This is a genomic window from Streptomyces sp. NPDC001848 (genome assembly GCF_042891915.1).
Taxonomy (GTDB): Bacteria; Actinomycetota; Actinomycetes; order Streptomycetales; family Streptomycetaceae; genus Streptomyces.
In genome coordinates this window covers 107,995-126,525 of the sequence record NZ_JBIATP010000021.1, presented here as the reverse complement: position 1 = coordinate 126,525, position 18,531 = coordinate 107,995, and the positions used below count along the sequence as shown (strand labels likewise).

17 protein-coding genes are annotated in these 18,531 nt (G+C 70.8%); 14 read left to right on the top strand and 3 right to left on the bottom strand.

Annotated elements, in window-relative coordinates; translation table 11 throughout:
- Positions 1-108 precede the first annotated feature (108 nt).
- From ACFYZJ_RS33840 to ACFYZJ_RS33800, 9 genes are all read left to right on the top strand, one after another.
- Entirely contained in the window at positions 109-753 is a 645-nt protein-coding gene (locus ACFYZJ_RS33840; protein ID WP_388574607.1) for an HAD family hydrolase, read from the top strand.
- Positions 754-846: 93 nt separating this feature from the next.
- Positions 847-1,626, top strand: coding sequence for a VC0807 family protein (locus ACFYZJ_RS33835; RefSeq protein WP_388574604.1), 780 nt, complete (start codon positions 847-849; stop codon positions 1,624-1,626).
- Between the two features lie 75 nt (positions 1,627-1,701).
- On the top strand, positions 1,702-2,928 hold the full coding sequence (locus ACFYZJ_RS33830) for an MFS transporter (RefSeq protein WP_388574601.1): 1,227 nt from the start codon (positions 1,702-1,704) through the stop codon (positions 2,926-2,928).
- Positions 2,879-4,051, top strand: coding sequence for an acetoin utilization protein AcuC (locus tag ACFYZJ_RS33825; RefSeq protein ID WP_388574598.1), 1,173 nt, complete (start codon positions 2,879-2,881; stop codon positions 4,049-4,051). Before ACFYZJ_RS33830 ends, ACFYZJ_RS33825 begins: the two co-directional genes overlap by 50 nt.
- Positions 4,052-4,251: 200 nt before the next feature.
- Positions 4,252-5,067, top strand: coding sequence for a phosphatase (locus ACFYZJ_RS33820; RefSeq protein ID WP_388574595.1), 816 nt, complete (start codon positions 4,252-4,254; stop codon positions 5,065-5,067).
- Between the two features lie 129 nt (positions 5,068-5,196).
- Positions 5,197-5,409, top strand: coding sequence for a helix-turn-helix domain-containing protein (locus ACFYZJ_RS33815; protein WP_158712621.1), 213 nt, complete (start codon positions 5,197-5,199; stop codon positions 5,407-5,409).
- 144 nt (positions 5,410-5,553) lie between these two features.
- The gene (locus tag ACFYZJ_RS33810) at positions 5,554-5,652 is read left to right on the top strand and encodes a 30S ribosomal protein bS22 (protein WP_003948845.1); all 99 of its coding nucleotides are present in this window, start codon (positions 5,554-5,556) and stop codon (positions 5,650-5,652) included.
- 452 nt (positions 5,653-6,104) lie between these two features.
- Positions 6,105-7,166 (top strand): NAD-dependent epimerase/dehydratase family protein, encoded by a 1,062-nt coding sequence (locus tag ACFYZJ_RS33805; protein ID WP_388574592.1) that lies wholly within the window; start codon positions 6,105-6,107, stop codon positions 7,164-7,166.
- 14 nt (positions 7,167-7,180) lie between these two features.
- Entirely contained in the window at positions 7,181-8,230 is a 1,050-nt protein-coding gene (locus tag ACFYZJ_RS33800) for a lysophospholipid acyltransferase family protein (RefSeq protein ID WP_388574589.1), read from the top strand.
- 101 nt (positions 8,231-8,331) lie between these two features.
- On the opposite strand, the gene ACFYZJ_RS33795 is transcribed toward ACFYZJ_RS33800, so the two are convergent.
- The 3 genes from ACFYZJ_RS33795 to ACFYZJ_RS33785 all read right to left on the bottom strand — a co-directional run bounded on the left by ACFYZJ_RS33795 (position 8,332) and on the right by ACFYZJ_RS33785 (position 12,549).
- Positions 8,332-9,549: a DUF5667 domain-containing protein gene (locus ACFYZJ_RS33795; protein ID WP_388574586.1), complete on the bottom strand. Its 1,218-nt coding sequence runs from the start codon at positions 9,547-9,549 to the stop codon at positions 8,332-8,334.
- A 318-nt stretch (positions 9,550-9,867) separates the two neighbouring features.
- The gene (locus ACFYZJ_RS33790; RefSeq protein ID WP_388574583.1) at positions 9,868-10,641 is read right to left on the bottom strand and encodes an ECF subfamily RNA polymerase sigma factor, BldN family; all 774 of its coding nucleotides are present in this window, start codon (positions 10,639-10,641) and stop codon (positions 9,868-9,870) included.
- Positions 10,642-11,637: 996 nt separating this feature from the next.
- Positions 11,638-12,549 carry an HAD family hydrolase gene (locus ACFYZJ_RS33785; protein ID WP_388574580.1) on the bottom strand — a complete coding sequence of 304 codons (912 nt, stop codon included), beginning with the start codon at positions 12,547-12,549 and terminating at the stop codon, positions 11,638-11,640.
- A gap of 185 nt (positions 12,550-12,734) precedes the next feature.
- Between ACFYZJ_RS33785 and ACFYZJ_RS33780 the strand changes: the two genes are divergently transcribed.
- The 5 genes from ACFYZJ_RS33780 (at position 12,735) to ACFYZJ_RS33760 (ending at position 18,489) form a co-directional block, all read left to right on the top strand.
- Positions 12,735-13,070: a glutaredoxin family protein gene (locus ACFYZJ_RS33780; RefSeq protein WP_388574577.1), complete on the top strand. Its 336-nt coding sequence runs from the start codon at positions 12,735-12,737 to the stop codon at positions 13,068-13,070.
- Between the two features lie 235 nt (positions 13,071-13,305).
- Complete coding sequence (locus ACFYZJ_RS33775) at positions 13,306-14,079, top strand: redox-sensing transcriptional repressor Rex (protein ID WP_388574575.1); 774 nt, start codon at positions 13,306-13,308, stop codon at positions 14,077-14,079.
- Positions 14,076-15,827, top strand: a complete 1,752-nt coding sequence (locus ACFYZJ_RS33770) for a glutamyl-tRNA reductase (RefSeq protein WP_388574573.1) — start codon at positions 14,076-14,078, stop codon at positions 15,825-15,827. The genes ACFYZJ_RS33775 and ACFYZJ_RS33770 overlap by 4 nt, the downstream gene beginning before the upstream one ends.
- Positions 15,824-16,786 (top strand): hydroxymethylbilane synthase, encoded by a 963-nt coding sequence (hemC, locus tag ACFYZJ_RS33765; RefSeq protein WP_388574570.1) that lies wholly within the window; start codon positions 15,824-15,826, stop codon positions 16,784-16,786. The genes ACFYZJ_RS33770 and hemC overlap by 4 nt, the downstream gene beginning before the upstream one ends.
- On the top strand, positions 16,783-18,489 hold the full coding sequence (locus ACFYZJ_RS33760; protein ID WP_388574567.1) for a uroporphyrinogen-III synthase: 1,707 nt from the start codon (positions 16,783-16,785) through the stop codon (positions 18,487-18,489). Before hemC ends, ACFYZJ_RS33760 begins: the two co-directional genes overlap by 4 nt.
- The last annotated feature ends 42 nt before the right edge of the window (positions 18,490-18,531 follow it).

Below are 18,531 nucleotides of genomic sequence, written 5' to 3'. Positions count from 1 at the left end.
TGGTACTGCAGGGGGGACCCTGTGGGAGAGTAGGACACCGCCGAACAATTCTTGAGGAAACCCCCGTGCTTTTCGGCACGGGGGTTTTCTGCGTTTAGGGTCGTAGTCATGCGCTACGACCTCGTGATCTTCGACAACGACGGCGTCCTCGTCGACAGTGAGCCCATCTCGAACCGGCTCCTGGCCGCCTACCTCACCGAGTTGGGGCACCCCACCACGTACGAGGACTCCATTCGGGACTACATGGGCTCGGCCATGCACCGTGTCCACGACCTCGTCCTGGAGCGGACCGGGCAGCGGCTGCCGGACGACTTCGACGACGTCTTCCACGCTCGCGTCTTCGCCGCTTTCGAGCGGGAGTTGAAGCCCGTCACCGGCGTCGACAACGTTCTGGAGAAGTTGGCGGCCGACGGAGTGCCGTTCTGTGTGGCGTCCTCCGGCAGCCACGACCGGATCCGGGTCGGGCACCGGACGACCGGGCTCGACCGGTGGTTCGACGACGACCACCTCTTCAGCTCGCAGGACGTGGGGAGGGGGAAGCCGGCGCCCGATCTGTTCCTGTACGCGGCAGAGCGGATGGGGATCGCGCCGCAGCGTTGTGTGGTCGTCGAGGACAGCCCACTCGGTGTGCAGGCCGCCGTGGCCGCCGGCATGGACGTGTACGGGTTCACCGCCATGACGCCGGCCGACCGGCTCAGCGGTGCCACGCAACTCTTCTCCGCCATGGGTGAGTTGGCTGACCTGCTGGTATGACCCGCAGCAGAGGACCGGCACTGACATTTGTCATGGCGAGCTCGGGACGATCGTTTCTACTGGTGGACCCGTCCCGGCGGCGAAGCTGAAGCCATGACGACGAACACGGTGTCCCGGAGCCAGAGCCAGAGCCAGAGCCAGAGCCAGAGCAAGAAGCAGAACTTCGCACCGCTCATCATGGACGTGGCGGTGCCCGTCGGGTCGTACTACCTGTTCAAGGACGCCCTGGGTATGAGCACCTTCGCGGCGCTCGCCTGGAGCAGCGTCCCGCCCGCCGTGCGCACCGCCCTCGGCGTGGTGAGGGAGCGCAAGGTCAACGCCCTCGCCGTGCTGATCCTGTTCGTGAACGTGGTCGGGCTGCTGCTCAGCTTCGTCTCCGGCGACCCGCGGCTGATGCTCGCCAAGGACAGCGGTGTGAGCAGCGCGATCGGAATCGGGATCCTGGTGTCCGTGGCGCTGGGCAAGCCGATGATGACCGCCGCCATGAAGCCCTGGCTGGTGAAGGGCGACGCGGCCAAGGAGGCGGCCTGGGCGCGGCTGCAGAGCGGGTCCGCGGCCTTCCGGCGGGCCGAGCGGGTCTTCTCGCTGGTGTGGGGCGTGATGCTCCTCGGTGAGTGCGTCGTGCGGGTCGTGGGCGCCTACATGCTGCCCGTGGAAACGATGGTCTGGCTGGGCTCCGTCATCCTCGCCGTCGTGATGGTGCTTACGTTCTTCCTCAGCGGTGCCCTCGCCGCCGGTCCCATGGCGCGCATGCTCGCCGCCGAAGCGAGCGAAGCCAGGGAAGCGGGCGAAGCGTCCGAGGCCGCCGGGAGGGACGAGGTGGACCGTGGAGCCGCCCCTGCCACCGCCTCCGCGCCCGTCCTCGCGCGGTGAACCAGGTAGAGCTGAACAAAAATCATCTTCGGCTGGATCTACCCACCAGTAGACCGGGGCCCTACGCTCGCCGCCATGACAGATGTGCTGCGGCGCGGTAGGGCCTCGCTGGCGTTCAGCTTCTTCGCTCAAGGCGCCGCCTTCGCCCTGCTGGTGACGCGGATTCCGGCCATCCAGGACCGGTACGGCGTCTCCGACGCCCTGCTTCCCGTCTTCCTCGCCGCGGTGCCCGTCCTCGCCGGTGTCGGCAGTGTGACGACCGAGCAGCTGGTGAAGCGCGTACGGCCCAGCCGGCTGCTGCGCTGGTCGCAGCCCGTCGTCCTGCTCGCCCTCCTCGGCGTGGGGGCCGGTGGGCACATGGCCGAGCTGGCGGTGGCGCTGGCCGCGTTCGGGCTGACCGTGGGTGCGCTGGACGCCTCCATGAACATGCTGGGGGTGAGCCTCCAGCGGACGTACGGGCGCAGCATCATGCTCGGGTTCCACGCCGCGTACAGCCTCGGCGGGATCGTCGGTGCCTCGCTGGCCTGGGTGGGCGCGCACTGGCATCTGGCGCTGTGGGTGTCGTATGTGCCGGTGGTCGCGGTGCTGCTGCCGGCCGTGCTCGTCGGGAGCCGGTGGTACGTCGACGCGGGCTCGGCCCCGGAGGCCGCGACGGCCGGGGAGGTGCGGGAGGGCGAGGCCGGGGCCGTCGTCTTCCGGCTGTTGCTGCCGCTCTGCCTGGTGATGACCTTCGCCTACATCGGGGACTCCACCGTGTCCAACTGGAGCGCGAAGTACCTCCAGGACACGCTCGGCAGTTCGGAGCAGCTGGCGACCGTCCCGTACAACGTCTACATGGTCACCACGCTGCTGGGCCGGTCGATCGGGGACTTCGGGGTGCGGAGGTTCGGCGCCGTGGCCGTCGTGCGGCTCGGGGCGTTGGTGGCGGCGCTCGGGTTCGCCGTGGTGGCCGGGGCGCCGGGGGCGTGGGTCGGGATGTTGGGATTCACCCTGCTGGGTCTGGGGCTGTGCGTGCTGGTGCCGCAGACGTTCGCGGCCGCCGGGCGGCTGTTCCCGGGGGCTTCGGACGCGGCGATCGCGCGGCTGAACATCTTCAACTACGTGGGCTTTCTCATCGGCTCGCCCTTGGTCGGCGCGCTCGGGGACGCCTGGAACTACCGGGGCGCCATGCTCGTACCGATGGCGTTGGTCCTGGTGACACTGGTGTACGCCCGTTCGTTCAAGCCCGGACAAGACCGATACGGTGGCGGACATGAGCGGCCGCGCACAGCTGATGTGGGACGAGGCAGTAACGGGCTATGACTTCGGCCCGGACCATCCGATGGATCCGGTCCGGCTCGCGCTGACCCGGAGACTGGTCGACGCCTTCGGGCTCGACCGGGACGTCGACGTGGTCGCGGCGAAGCCCGCGGGCGAGTCGACACTGCGGCTGGTGCACCGGGAGGACTACGTGGAGGCGGTGAAGGCCGCGTCCGCGAACCCGGGGGCCGCCGACGGGTCGTACGGGATCGGGACCCTCGACGATCCCGCGTTCGCCGGGATGCACGAGGTGTCCGCGCTGATCGCGGGGCAGTCGGTGGGGGCGGCGGAGGCGGTGTGGCGCGGGGACGCGCTGCACGCGGTGAACTTCGCGGGCGGGCTGCACCATGCGATGCCGGGCAGCGCGTCGGGGTTCTGCATCTACAACGACGCCGCGCTCGCCATCGCCCGGCTGCTGGAGCTCGGGGCGGAGCGGGTGGCGTACGTCGATGTGGATGTGCACCACGGGGACGGGGTGCAGGCGGCGTTCTGGGACGATCCGCGGGTGCTGACGGTGTCGCTGCACGAGCATCCGCGGACGCTGTTCCCGCAGACCGGCTGGCCGGAGGAGACGGGCGGGCCGAACGCGGAGGGCAGCGCGGTGAACGTGGCGCTGCCGGCGGGGACGGGCGATGCGGGGTGGGTCCGGGCCTTCCACGCCGTCGTGCCGGAGCTGATCGCGGACTTCCGGCCGCAGGTGCTGGTGACGCAGCACGGGGCCGACACCCACTTCGAGGATCCGCTCGCGCATCTCGCGGTGTCGTTGGACGCGCAGCGGGCGGTGCAGATGGCGTGTCACGACCTGGCGCACGAGTACGCGGACGGGCGGTGGATCGCGCTGGGCGGGGGCGGTTATGCGGTGGTGGAGGTCGTGCCGCGGTCCTGGACACATCTCGTCGCGATCGCGGCGGGGCGGCCGGTCGAGCCGGAGGCCGTGATCCCGGAGGGGTGGCGGCAGGAAGTCTTCGCGCGGACACGGCAGTTGGCGCCGGCGCGGATGACGGACGGGCGGTGGCCGGTGGCGTTCGCCGGGTGGGAGGCCGGGTACGATCCGGCGGATCGGCTGGACCAGGCGGTGCTGGCGGCGCGGAAGGCGGTGTATCCGCTGCGCGGGCTGCTCCCGTAGCCGCCGGCCGCGCCGCCCCCGGTTGGTCTGGCCCCCGGTTGGTCTGGCCCCCAGTTGGTCTGGCCCCGCCGCTCCTGCGTGGGGACGGATGGTGGGGGCAGCGTCGGATCCTGGGCCCAGTGTCGCGTGATTACGCCGACTGTGGGATGTTCTCCGCATTCCGGGCATGTGGCGGAAGCGATTGGGACAGCATCGCTGGCGTGTTGAGCACCGGCGCACTGCGTGCGCATCTGCTGGCCGCCCGGCTGGCCGGGCCCGTGGCCACCTCCCGGGAGGACAGCCTGCGCAGCTATCGACTCTTCGCTGCCCGCGATCCGCGCGCGCTGATCGGACTCGATCCCGAATGGACATGGAGCCCTGAGGATTTGATCGAGTTGATGGCGGACAAGTGTGGGGTTTCGGCCGATCCGCGGCATGTCTCCGGTCACGATGTGATCGATCCGGAGCGCACGCTGGAGGGGCTCGAGGCGTTCGCCGAGCGCGTCGCCAGGGCCGCGAGCCACCGCGAGGCGGTGCTGCTCGGCACCGGGCACCCGCACCGGCTGCTCGGCTTCTACGCCGCGCTCGCGGACGCCCTGTCGGCGGCGGGATGTACCGTCCTCACCCCGGCGCAGGGTCGCTGTGTCGACATAACGACCCGGTTCGGCCTACGTACGTACAACGTCGATTACGTACGAGGAGTCGCCCTCCTACGAGAACCGGGATCCGGAAGAGCCGGTTGTGAGCCCGGCGCACACACGCACTCGCCGCTCCCGGTTCGCACCGCTCTGGCCGCCGCGGCGGAAGCCGGCGGGCCGTTGCCGGAACTGGTCATCGGGGATCACGGCTGGGTCTGCGGAGCAGGTCAGCTGGGGTTCGACGCGATCGGCCTGGCCGATACGGACGATCCCGCGCTCTTCGTCGGAGAGGCCGAGGGACGGGTGTCCGTCGCCGTTCCACTTGATGACGCTGTGCGGTCTGATTACTACCGACCGCTTACTCGCTATGTACTCAATCGAGCGTGTCTGTCACAGTAGGCCGCTGATGCGATCCCCTCTTCCCCACTTGCATCATCCGCACCTACATTGGGGAGTGAGCACGCAGCGACGAAGAGTCACCGGAAGGGGAAGCCGGTGGCCGTCGAGTGCGGAAGGTGCAGGTGTGTCATGGCTGCAGCTGGCGAGAGGCCTCTGAACGAGGTTCAGTTCCTGACCGTGGCGGAAGTCGCCTCGGTGATGCGAGTGTCGAAGATGACCGTGTACCGACTGGTGCACAGCGGTCATCTGCCGGCGATCCGGGTGGGGAGGTCCTTCCGGGTTCCGGAGCAAGCGGTTCACGAGTACCTCCGCGACAGCTATGTGGGGGTGGAGACGGTCTGACGGCGGTCCGCCGGAGGTCGGTCGCGGTCTTCGGCGGGACCTCGATTACAAGCTCGCCGCTCGGAGCGGGTAGGCTAGCCCCTCGTAGGTCGTGTGGGCCCATGGCGCCCAGCACCGAGTGATGAGAAGTGAGCGAGGGTAGTCGTGGGCTCTGTTATCAAGAAGCGGCGCAAGCGGATGGCCAAGAAGAAGCACCGCAAGCTGCTCAAGCGCACTCGCGTTCAGCGTCGCAACAAGAAGTAGGGCGCGGCCCCGTCCCGGGGCGCCCTTGCTTCTGTGCGTGAGCGCGCGGAAGACCCCCCACCACCGGTGGGGGGTCTTTGTCGTTTTCCCGGTGAATCCCGGTGAATCCGGTGAATCCCGGTGGCTCCCGGTGAATCCCGGTGGCTCCCGGTGGCTCCCTTTGGTTCATGGTGATGGCGGGTGGTTCCGGGCGGTTCCCGGTGTTCATGGTGGTGGCGGGTGGTTCCGGGCGGTTCATGGTGGCCTGAAGTCTCATGCGGAGCACTGTGTGTACGCCTGTGACGCGAATGGCTTGGCCTGGTCGTACGTACGGGTGTGTCGTCACTTCGTGCATCGGGCGGTCATCACAGTGCAACACCGACCCGCTAAGTTGGCCGTATACGGGGAACGCGGCAGGCTGGCGAACAGAGCTGCGTCCACTGCTGGACGCGACGGGAAGAAAGGCGCTGATCTTGGGCAAGGTCGTGCTCGTGACCGGAGTGGCCCGCCGGCTCGGCGGCCGGTTCGTACGACGGATCCAGCGTGACCCGGAGGTCGACCGCGTCGTCGCGGTGGACGCGGTACCACCCGAGCACCATCTGGGCGGCGCGGAGTTCGTCCGGGCCGACATCCGTCAGCCCACCATCGCGCGGGTGCTCGCCGAGCACTCCGTGGACACGGTGGTCCACATGGACGTGACCGGCACCGCGCCGGGCAGCGGAAGCCGGGCCACGGTCAAGGAGACCAACGTCATCGGCACCATGCAGCTGCTGGGTGCCTGCCAGAAATCCCCGAGCGTCAAACGGCTCGTCGTGAAGTCCAGCACGAACGTCTACGGGTCCGCGCCCCGCGACCCGGCCGTGTTCACCGAGACGACCCCGCCCAAGTCCCTGCCGAGCGGCGGTTTCGCCAAGGACACCGTGGAGGTCGAGGGGTACGTCCGGGGCTTCGCGCGGCGGCGGCCGGATGTCGCCGTGTGCGTGCTGCGGTTCGCCAACATCCTCGGCCCGCACGCCGACACACCCCTCGCGTCCTACTTCTCGCTGCCGGTCCTGCCCACCGTGTTCGGCTACGACCCGCGGCTGCAGTTCGTGCACGAGGACGACGTGATCGAGGTGTTGCGGATCGGCGCGCACGAGCCGCGGCGCGGCACCCTCAACAGCGGCACGTTCAACATCGCCGGCGACGGGGTGCTGCTGCTGTCGCAGTGCGCGCGGCGCCTGGGCCGGCCCACCGTGCCGCTGCTGCTGCCCGCGGTGACCTGGGTCGGGACCGCGATGCGCACGCTGAGCATGACGGACTTCTCGCCCGAGCAGATCAGGCTGCTCACCCACGGCCGGGTCGTGGCGACGGACCAGATGCGTGAGACGCTCGGCTACGAGCCCAAGTACACGACCGCGGAGACGTTCGCGGACTTCGCGCGCAGCCGCGGGCCCGGACTGCTGCCGCCGGAGGCCCTCGCGGGGGCCGTCGACCGGATCGCCGCACTGCCCGTCCTGGGCGGTGGCCACCCCCCGACGCCAACCGCCCACTGAGGAGCGCATCAACGATGGCGGACGCCAAGGTCATTCCGTTCGACGACGACCGGTCCCGGGGGGCTGCCGTGCAGCGGCCGTCGCGGCGCCGGAGCACGGGGAGCAGCCGGCTGAAGGGGGAGCCCGCGGCGGTCCGCGAGGTGCAGCCCCTGCACGGCGGGGCCCTCCCGCAGGATGATGTTCCCGTGACACGCGAGGAAAGGCCGCCGGCCCGCTCCCGGGAAGGGAGCCTGGAGCGGCGTATCGCCGGGGGGCTGGCCTTCCTGCGCCGACGACTGACGGGCGACTACGAGGTCGACGACTTCGGCTACGACGAGGAGCTGACCGATCAGGTCCTGATGTCGCTGCTGCGGCCGGTGTACGAGAAGTACTTCCGGGTCGAGGTGAAGGGCATCGAGAACATCCCGGACAAGGGCGGGGCGCTGATCGTCGCCAACCACTCCGGGACGCTGCCCCTGGACGGCCTGATGATGCAGGTCGCCGTGCACGACAACCATCCGGCGGGACGCCATCTGCGGCTGCTCGCGGCCGACTTGGTGTTCGTGTTGCCGGTGGTGAACGAACTGGCCCGCAAGGCCGGTCACACTCTAGCCTGTGCGGAGGACGCCGAGCGGCTCCTCGACCGCGGTGAGGTGGTCGGGGTGATGCCGGAGGGATTCAAGGGGATCGGGAAGCCGTTCGGCGAGCGGTACAAGCTGCAGCGGTTCGGGCGTGGCGGGTTCGTGTCCACGGCACTGCGGGCCGGGGCGCCGATCATTCCGTGCTCGATCGTCGGCGCGGAGGAGATCTACCCGATGATCGGCAACGCGAAGACGCTGGCCCGGCTGCTGGGGTTCCCGTACTTCCCGATCACCCCGACGTTTCCTTGGCTGGGGCCGCTCGGGGCGATTCCACTGCCGACGAAGTGGACGATTCAGTTCGGGGAGCCGATCGCCACGGACGGGTATCCGCCGGAGGCCGCGGAGGACCCGATGCTGATGTTCAACCTGACGGATCAGGTGCGGGAGCAGATTCAGCACACGTTGTACAAGCTGCTGGTGCAGCGGAGGTCTGTGTTCTTCTGAGCCGTGCGGCGTGGTGCCGAGTGTGGTGCCGTGCCGTGCTTTCCGGTACGACGATGGGGCGCCCCCTGGTGGAAGGGGCGCCCCATCGGTTTCCTGGTTCCCTACTTGTTCTCCTCGCCGTCGATGCCCAGGCCCGGCAGCAGGCCCGGAAGCAGCGGTGGGAGCGTGACGTTCGGCCCCGAGGACGGGGTTTTGCTGGTCGACGGGGAACTGCTGGCGCTGTCCTTCGGGGGGTCCAGGAGCCCGCCCGTGCTGCCGCCGAGCAGGCCGTCGCCGGTGCTGTTGGAGCTGGACGGCTGGGGTTTGCCGCTGCTGCTGTGGGTGCCCGGGGCGAAGCCGCCGGTGGTGCTCGGGGCCGGGGCGTCGGTGCCGGCGGAGCCGGTGGAGCCCGGGGCGGAGCTTCGGTGGCGGCCCGGACCGCCCTGGGACGGGGTCTGCGGCAGCAGCGACTGCAGCGGTGCGACATCCCGGTCTATGGCGTCGAAGACCGACGAGACCTCCTGACTGACGTCCCCGAGCTGGGCGGGCAGCCGCTCGCGCAGGGCGCCCCAGGCCTCACGGTGCGACTGGGAGAAGGTGGAGAGGGTCTGGATGGGGGCGAGTGAGCCGTCCCGCTCGTACGCCTCGTGCAGCAGGCGGTGGCCTTCGGCCGCGTCGTGCCGCATGCCGGACAGGGTGCGGCGGACCTCGGTGAGGGACTCGTGGTCGAGGTGGCCGCCGCGGCCGCGCTCCATCAGTCGGCGGGCCTCGCTCAGCCGGGTCGACGCCTGGTCCAGGTAGAGCCGCCCACGGTCGTTGTCCCCGTCGGCAAGGTCGAGTTTGACGTCCTCGATGCCGCGTTTGAGGCCGTAGAGGGAGTCACCGGGCAGCGCGTCGGAACTCGCGGCGGCGACTCCGCCGAAGGAGGCCGCGGCCACGCCGACGCTGAGCCCGCCCGCGGCGAGGCCCTTGGTGAGCCGGGTCCGCGGCCGCAACTTCCCCAGCGTGGTTGCCCGGTGGGCGCCCCGCCCCTTCCGCTGCTCCGGCACCGAAGGGTTCGCCGCCTCGCCTGCCGGGGCCGTGCCCTCCCGGAACATGGCCTCCATCGCGGCCACCAGCCGCGCGCGCTGGACGACCTTGACCTCGGGGTCGAGCGCCGGCCTGGGCAGCTCGCCGAGGCGGGTCGCGAGGCCCAACAGGCCGACCTCGCCGGTCCGTTCCGCAGCAGCCGGGGCCGGTCCTTCGGGCTGCTCGGCCGCCGTGCCCCGGTCGTCGGACTGCTCCTCCAGGGCCTGGGCGAAGGCGTTCGCCCGCCGGTGCGCCGATACGTTCGCGATCACTGGCGGCACCTCCTCTCGTCATGACGGTCGACTCCCCAGGGGGTCCTGAGGGTTGCACGCGCTGACCGCATCCACACGATCGAGTGATCAAAGAGGGTCAGGGTGTGACCACAGGGAGCCTGTATCCCGCACAACGAGCGGCTCGGCACTTGGGTTACGGACGGCGGATGATCGGATCGCGAACACAACAGGCTTGTACGGACGGTGAGTTGATGGTTGCGTTGAGTGTTTGTGTCGGGGGTGGGTGAAGGCGGTCCCGCGGCCGGCCCTGCGGCCCCGCGGCCCCGCGGTCCTGCGGACCCACGGCTCCCGGGGGTCTCAGCGGGCGTCTTCGGGGAGGAGTCGGGCCAGGGTGCGGACGGCCCGGTACTGGAGCGTCTTGATCGCGCCCTCGTTCTTGCCCATCACGCGGGCGGTTTCGGCGACGGACAGGCCCTGGAGGAAGCGGAGCGTGACGCACTCCTGCTGCTGTGGGTTGAGCCGCCGCACGGCGTCCAGGAGGGCGGCGTTGGAGAGCGACTCCAGGACGGAGTCCTCCGGGGAGCGCTCGACCTCGTTGGCGTCGAGCATCTCGCCGGTCGTCACCTCCAGCCGGAAGCGGCTGGACTTGAAGTGGTCGGCGACGAGGTTGCGGGCGATGGTGACGAGCCAGGCGCCGAAGTCGCGGCCCTGCCAGGTGAAGGTGCCGATGCGGCGCAGGGCGCGCAGAAAGGTCTCGCTGGTGAGGTCCTCGGCGGTGGCCCTGCCTCCGACCCGGTAGTAGATGTAGCGGTAGACGGTGTCGCTGTACTGGTCGTACAGGCGCCCGAAGGCGTCGGCCTCGCCGGCCTGGGCGCGCTCCACGAGGTCCATCATGCGGGCGCTGTCGCTGTCCGCGGCCGGGCGGCGTGCGGGGGCGGCGGCCGCGCCCGAGCGGCCGCGCCTGCCGACCGCGGCGCTGCCGTCCGCCAGTGCGTAGCACGGGCCGACGGGCGTGGCGGTGGCGAAGGCGGGGGCGGCGTACGCGGTGGGGACGAAGCCGCGCAACAGCTCGTGGACCGTCGCGCGGAGCGTAGCCAGGCCCGAGGCGTCAACCCCGACGTGTGGGTACACGGGACTCCCAGAGGCAGAGCTTCCATCACGTGCAGTGCGGGACCGTTCACCCGTCGTAGCGACGGAGGGGTACCGGTTTGCGTCTGAGGAGAATAACGCTTAGTACAGGCAGCACTACACCCAGTTGCTCAAATCATCGATTACGTCGCTTCTGTAACCGATTGACGCCTGCTCAAGTGCCGCACTATGACCGTTTGTTGATCGATTGAGTCTGGCTTCCGTCTGAGTACGGGGCGTGTTGTGGCCGGGTGCGGTAGGGGAGGAGTGCGGAGCCGGGCGGCCGGGTAGAACCCGCCGAATGCACTCACCGGCACAAGTCGCCGCCGACCGCGGCACTTTGCCTCGCCTCCGCCGCTCCTACCCGTCCCCACCCGGGGGCTCCCGCCCCCGGACCCCCGCCGAGGAGCGGTTGACGCAGACGCGAAACACAGATGCGGGAACGCTCTGTGTACGGTGCGTACAGGGAGCCGGGCTCGGAGCCGGGGCTGATCGCCCGTCAGGGCCTGGCGCAACGCCGCCACGCCTGCCGGCACGGCGCCCGCGGGCCTGGCGGCGCAGGGGCGGGCCACCACTGCCGCAACGCGGTCACTGGGGGGTGGGCCGAGGCGATGGCTTCGTGCCGGTGTGAGGGGGCGGCGGCTACCTGTCGGTTTGAGCGGCGGCGGTTTCGCGTCGGTGTGAGGGGGCGGCGGCTACCTGTCGGTTTGAGCGGCGGCGGTTTCGCGTCGGTGTGAGGGGGCGGCGGCTACCTGTCGGTTTGAGCGGCGGCGGTTTCGCGTCGGTGTGAGGGGGCGGCGGTTTTGCGGCGCCGTGACGGGCCGACGGTTCGCGTCGGCCGAGAGGCACTCCAACCCAGCGGCACCCCGACCGAGAGGCACCCCAATCCAGCGTCACCCTGGCCAAGAGGCACCCCGACCGAGAGGCACCTTGGCCAAGAGGCACCCCGACCCCGAGACACCCGACCCGGCAGCACCCCCAGCCCAAAAAAGTCCGAGTTCAGCGGCGCCTGCGGTGCAGGGCGATCGCTGCTGCCGTGCCGCCGGCCACCGCGCCCACGCCGGCCGCTGCCGGCAGGCCGACCTTCGCGGCCTTGCGGGCCGTGCGGTAGTCGCGCAGGCGCCAGTCGCAGGCCCGGGCGTGTTTGCGGAGCTTGGCGTCCGGGTTGATCGCGTAGGGGTGGCCCACCAGCGACAGCATCGGGATGTCGTTGTGCGAGTCGCTGTACGCCGCGCAGCGCGAGAGGTCCAGCCCCTCGGCCACCGCCAGCGCGCGGACCGCCTCCGCCTTCGCCGGGCCGTGGAGGGGTTCGCCCACCAGGCGGCCGGTGTAGACGCCGTCGACCGACTCCGCCACCGTGCCGAGGGCTCCGGTGAGGCCGAGCCTGCGCGCGATCACCGTGGCGATCTCCACGGGTGCCGCCGTCACCAGCCACACCTTCTGGCCCGCGTCCAGGTGCGCCTGCGCCAGCGCCCGCGTACCCGGCCAGATCCGCTCGGCCATGTACTCGTCGTAGATCTCCTCGCCGATCGACATCAGCTCGGAGACACGGTGGCCCTTGACGATCGAGAGCGCGGAGTCGCGGGCGTCCTGCATGTGCTCGGGGTCCTCCACCCCGGCCAGCCGGAACCACGCCTGCTGCCAGGCGAACTTCGCGAGATCGCGGGTCTCGAAGAACTTCCGCTTGTACAGGCCCCGGCCGAAGTGGAACAGCGCGGCACCCTGCATCACCGTGTTGTCCAGGTCGAAGAACGCCGCCGCCTTGTCGTCGCCTTGGACGGGGAACTGCTGTTCCTGGGCGGAGACGTCCTGCGAGGTCTTGCGCGCTGCCTCCGCAGAGGCCTCGCCTGCCAACACGCTCCGCGCCGTGGCGGAGCGCCTACGGGGAGTGAGCCATCCGAGAGCGGCCATGACGCGAGCATAGCCACTCTGTTCGGTGGTTCCGGACGCGAGAGGTTTGGAGGCTGTGAACTCTCCGCGACCGAGTCGTTAAAGGACTCATAGGGAGTCATTGCGCCGATGGGGCGCGGACGGCGAGCACCTGCTCGCCGGGGCGTGGGCGGCGAGGGCTGCCGCCGCCCGCCTTCGGAGTGAGAATGGCCGACATGAGCCCCATCTTTCGGCGCAACGGCAGCAACAGCGGTAACAGCGGTAACAGCGGCAACAAAGGCAACGGCAGCGGGCAGAGCCCGCACGCGCGGCTCGTCACTCTCATCCGTAAGCCGGGGTGTCATCTCTGTGACGACGCGCAGACCGTCATCGAGAAGGTGTGCGGCGAGCTCGGTGTGCCCTGGGAGCAGAAGGACATCACGCAGGACCAGCGGCTCCACGACGAGTACTGGGAGCAGATCCCGGTGGTCCTCGTCGACGGTGCCCAGCACACCTTCTGGCGTGTCGACGAGCAGCGCCTGCGCAAGGCGCTGACCGAGTAGTCCAAAGAGGTTCGCGATGTCGCCTAGGATCGAGGGCGACTGGTCTTGGGGGCGGGATCGTTGAGGAGAGTGTGCGGTGGTGCCCCCAGGAGAACCGTGCGTGACCCCGGTCACGTTGGCCGGGCAAATCGGACACCATCTTTGTGCACGCGTTCACAAAGACATAGCCTGCATTCGACGGGGCGGTCTGGGGACGTATGACCGCCCGCAGCCCCGCTCTACCCGCAGGAGCACCGTGGCAACTGGCCGAACTCACCGACCGGCGACCCGCAGCCGAGGGATTCCCGAGGCCACCGTCGCCAGGCTTCCGCTGTACCTCCGAGCCCTGACCGCGCTGTCGGAGCGCTCGGTACCCACGGTCTCCTCCGAGGAGCTGGCCGCCGCCGCGGGAGTGAACTCCGCGAAGCTGCGCAAGGACTTCTCCTACCTCGGCTCCTACGGCACCCGGGGCGTGGGCTACGACGTCGAGTATCTCGTCTACCAGATCTCCCGCGAGCTGGGCCTCACCCAGGACTGGCCGGTTGTGATCGTCGGTATCGGTAACCTCGGCGCGGCGCTGGCCAACTACGGCGGGTTCGCCTCCCGCGGCTTCCGGGTCGCGGCCCTCATCGACGCCGACCCGGCCCTCACGGGCAAGGCCGTGGCCGGCATCCCCGTCCAGCACACCGACGACCTCGAGAAGATCATCAAGGACAACGGGGTCTCGATCGGAGTCATCGCCACCCCGGCCGGCGCCGCCCAGCAGGTCTGCGACCGGCTCGTGGGCGCGGGTGTGACCTCCATCCTGAACTTCGCGCCGACCGTGCTGAACGTCCCCGACGGGGTCGACGTCCGCAAGGTCGACCTCTCCATCGAGCTGCAGATCCTCGCCTTCCACGAGCAGCGCAAGGCCGGCGAGGAGGCCGTCGCCGAGGCGCTGCCCGACGGCCTGCCGGCCGCTGCCGCCACGGCCGCGGAGTCCGCCGACAAGGGGCCCGACGGGGACGTCCCCGCCGTGATGCCGGCATGAGTCTCCTCGTCGTCGGGCTGAGCCACCGCAGCGCACCGGTCAGCGTCCTGGAGCGGGCCGCGCTGACCGCGGACGCCCAGCTCAAGCTGATCCAGGACACGGTTGCCGCCGAGCCGGCCACCGAGGCGGCGGTGCTCGCCACCTGCAACCGCATCGAGCTGTACGCGGACGTGGACAAGTTCCACGCCGGTGTCGCCGAGCTGTCCACCCTGCTCGCCCAGCACAGCGGGGTCGGCCTCGACGAGCTGACCCCCTACCTCTACGTCCACTACGAGGACCGCGCCGTCCACCACCTGTTCTCGGTGGCGTGCGGGCTGGACTCCATGGTCGTCGGCGAGGGGCAGATCCTCGGGCAGATCAAGGACTCCCTGGCCACCGCGCAGGAGCAGCACACCGCCGGACGCCTGCTGAACGACCTGTTCCAGCAGTCCCTCAGGGTCGGTAAGCGCGCCCACTCCGAGACGGGCATCGACCGCGCCGGGCAGTCCCTGGTCACCTTCGGCCTGGAGCAGCTCGCGGCCGGTGCGCCGGTGGAGACGTGGGCCAAGGACAAGCGTGCCCTGGTGATCGGCGCCGGCTCCATGTCGTCGCTGGCCGCCGCGACGCTCGCGCGGGCCGGGGTCGCCGAGGTCGTGATCGCCAACCGCACCCTGGAGCGCGCGGAGCACCTGGCGCAGATCCTCACCGAAGGGGACGACACGGACGTACGGGCGCGTGCGGTGCCGATGGAGACGGTTCCGGACGAGCTGACACGTGCCGATGTCGTGGTGTCCTGTACGGGCGCGACCGGTCTCGTCCTCACCGCCCAGGCGATCGCCGCGGCCCTGGAGGGCCGGGTGCCGGGACCGGTCGCCCCGGACACCGGATCCGCGCCTGCCGCGCGCACCACCGGCCCGGCCCCCATACACCGCGACCTGCCGCCCACCAGCCTCGGCACCGAGGACGGCTGCCCGCTGGAGAAGTCGGCCGTGCAGGGCACCGCCCACTTCTCGGTGCTCGGCGAGGCCGCCGTCGCCGGGATGCCGGCCGCCGAGCTGGAGCAGCACGCCGCCTGGGTCGACAAGGGCGCCGAGGAGCCGCGCGCCGGTCGTACGGCCGTCGTGGCGGACCCGGAGAGCGAGGCCGAGCTGATCGGCGCGCTCGCCGCGACCGTCGCCACGATCGGCCGGATCCCGGAGCGCCGCCGCCGGGAGCCCGTCGTCGAGACCCCCCGCCCCGCGCCCGTGCTGTCGCTGCTGGACCTGGCGATGCCCCGCGACATCGACGCGGCCGTGCACCGGCTGCTCGGAGTGCGGCTCGTCGACATCGAGTCGCTCGCCGAGGCCTCCGCCGACGCACCGATGGCCGCCGACGTCGACCAGGTGCGGCGTATCGTCTCCGACGAGGTCGCCGCGTTCGGCGCCGCCCAGCGCGCCGCCCACATCACGCCGACCGTGGTCGCGCTGCGCTCGATGGCTGCCGACGTGGTGGCCGGTGAGATCGCGCGCCTGGAAGGGCGGCTGCCCGGCCTGGACGACAAGCACCGTGCCGAGATCACGCAGACCGTGCGGCGCGTCGTCGACAAGCTGCTGCACGCCCCGACCGTACGGGTCAAGCAGCTCGCGGCCGAGCCCGGCGGTGCCGGGTACGCGGACGCGCTGCGCACCCTGTTCGACCTGGACCCCGAGACGGTCGCCTCCGTCTCCCGGGCCGACGACGCCAAGAGCATCGAGAACACCGAGAACGCCAAGAACCGAGGGCGAGCATGAGTGAGCATTCACCACTGAGGCTCGGGACCAGGCGCAGCAAGCTGGCCATGGCCCAGTCCGGGCAGGTCGCGGACGCCGTGCGCCGGGTGACGGGACGGCCCGTGGAGCTCGTGGAGATCACGACGTACGGGGACACCTCCCGCGAGCACCTCGCGCAGATCGGCGGCACCGGTGTGTTCGTGACGGCCCTGCGGGACGCGCTGCTGCGCGGCGAGGTCGACTTCGCGGTGCACTCGCTGAAGGATCTGCCGACCGCGCAGCCCGAGGAGCTGACGCTGGCCGCCGTGCCTGTGCGTGAGGACCCGCGTGACGTGCTCGTGGCGCGCGACGCCCTGAAGTTCGCCGACCTCCCCCGGGGGGCGCGCATAGGCACCGGTTCCCCGCGCCGCATGGCGCAGCTGAACGCGTACGCCCGCGGCCACGGCCTCGACATCGAGACCGTCCCGATCCGCGGCAACGTCGACACCCGGATCGGATACGTCCGCGCCGGTGAGCTGGATGCGGTGGTCCTCGCCGCGGCCGGGCTCAACCGCATCGGGCGGATCGACGAGGTGACCGACTTCCTGTCGGTCGACACGGTTCTGCCCGCCCCCGGCCAGGGGGCACTGGCGATCGAGTGCACCGCGGACAACGCGGACCTGATCGCGGCGCTCGCCGAGCTCGACGACCCGTGCACACGGGCCGCCGTGACCGCCGAGCGGTCCCTGCTCGCCGCCCTGGAGGCCGGTTGCAGCGCCCCCGTGGGCGCGCTGGCCGACCTGTTGGCCGACGGGCAGGTTGTCAAGGAAATGCGCCTGCGCGGTGTCGTCGGTACGCCCGACGGCGGCACGCTGGTGCAGCTGTCCACCACCGGTCCCGTGCCCGAGACGCACGACCAGGCAATGGCGCTCGGTCGCGAACTCGCCGCCGAGATGCTCAGCAAGGGCGCGGCCGGTCTGATGGGGGAGCGAGCACATTGAGCCCCACCACCCTTCCCGCCGGCCTTGAACACGGGCACGTCACCTTCCTCGGTGCCGGACCCGGAGATCCGGGGCTTCTCACACTGCGCGCCGTGGAGGCGCTGGCCAACGCGGACGTCCTCGTCGGCGAGCACGAGGTGCTCGACGTCGTGCGCACGCATGCCAGAGCGGGCGTCGCCGTGCTCAACACGGACACGGATGCCTCCACGGGTACGTATCCGGGCGTGGGCACGCCACAGCTGACGGTTGTTGACGGCGAGTCAACAACCGCTGGTGCCTCCGCGTTGCGGGATGCCGCACATCTTGTCATGGAGGCTGCGCGGGGCGGCAAGCGGGTCGTCCGTGCGGTGTCCGGCGACCCCGGCCTGGACGCGTACGCGGCCGGGGAGATGCTGGCGTGCGCCGCCGAGGGCGTGCCGTTCGAGGTCGTGCCCGGCATCGCCGCCGCTGTCGGCGTGCCCGCGTACGCGGGTGTGCCGCTGCGGGACCCGCAGGGCGCGGACGTCCGGTTCGTGGACGCCCGGACCGCCTCCGACCGCTGCTGGACGGAGGTCGGCGCGTCCGACGGCACGGTCGTGGTGTCCACGACGCTGGACTCGGTGGCGGCCGCGGCCGGGGAGCTGGTGGCCGCGGGCCGCAAGCCGGACACCCCGATCACGGTGACGATCGCCGGTACGACCACCCGGCAGCGCACCTGGTCCGCCACGCTCGGCTCCATCGCGCAGACGCTGAAGCAGGCGAAGGTCCTGCCGTCCCCCGAGGGCGGGCGGCCGGTGATAGCCGTGGTCGGTGAGCGCAGCGCCGCCGCCCAGCGCGACCAGCTGTCGTGGTTCGAGAACAAGCCGCTGTTCGGCTGGAAGGTCCTCGTGCCGCGCACGAAGGAGCAGGCGGCGTCGCTCTCCGACCAGCTGAGGTCCTACGGGGCGGTGCCGCACGAGGTGCCGACGATCGCCGTCGAGCCGCCGCGCACGCCCCAGCAGATGGAGCGGGCGGTCAAGGGTCTGGTGACGGGCCGCTACGAGTGGATCGCGTTCACGTCGGTCAACGCGGTCAGGGCGGTGAGGGAGAAGTTCGAGGAGTACGGCCTGGACGCGCGCGCCTTCGCGGGCATCAAGGTCGCCGCGGTCGGCGAGCAGACGGCGAAGGCCCTGGTGGCCTTCGGCGTGAAGCCCGACCTGGTCCCCTCCGGCGAGCAGTCGGCGGCCGGGCTCCTGGAGGACTGGCCCCCGTACGACCCGGTCTTCGACCCGATCGACCGCGTGTTCCTGCCGCGCGCCGACATCGCCACCGAGACCCTGGTGGCGGGCCTGATCGAACTCGGCTGGGAGGTCGACGACGTGACGGCCTACCGGACGGTCCGCGCCTCGCCTCCGCCGGCCGAGACGCGTGAGGCGATCAAGGGCGGCGGCTTCGACGCGGTCCTGTTCACCTCCTCCTCCACGGTCCGGAACCTGGTCGGCATCGCGGGCAAGCCGCACAACGTGACGGTGATCGCGTGCATCGGCCCGGCGACCGCGAAGACGGCGGAGGAGCACGGCCTGCGGGTGGACGTCATGGCCCCGGAGCCGTCGGTCCACAAGCTGGCGGAGGCGCTGGCGGACTTCGGCATGAAGCGCCGCGCCGCGGCGCTGGCGGCCGGGGACCCGGTGACGCGGCCGAGCGAGCGGAGGCCGGGCGCGCGGAGGCGTCGGTCTACGACGTGAGGATGTGAGACCGGGTGGTGGCGGAACGTGCCGTACGGGGCG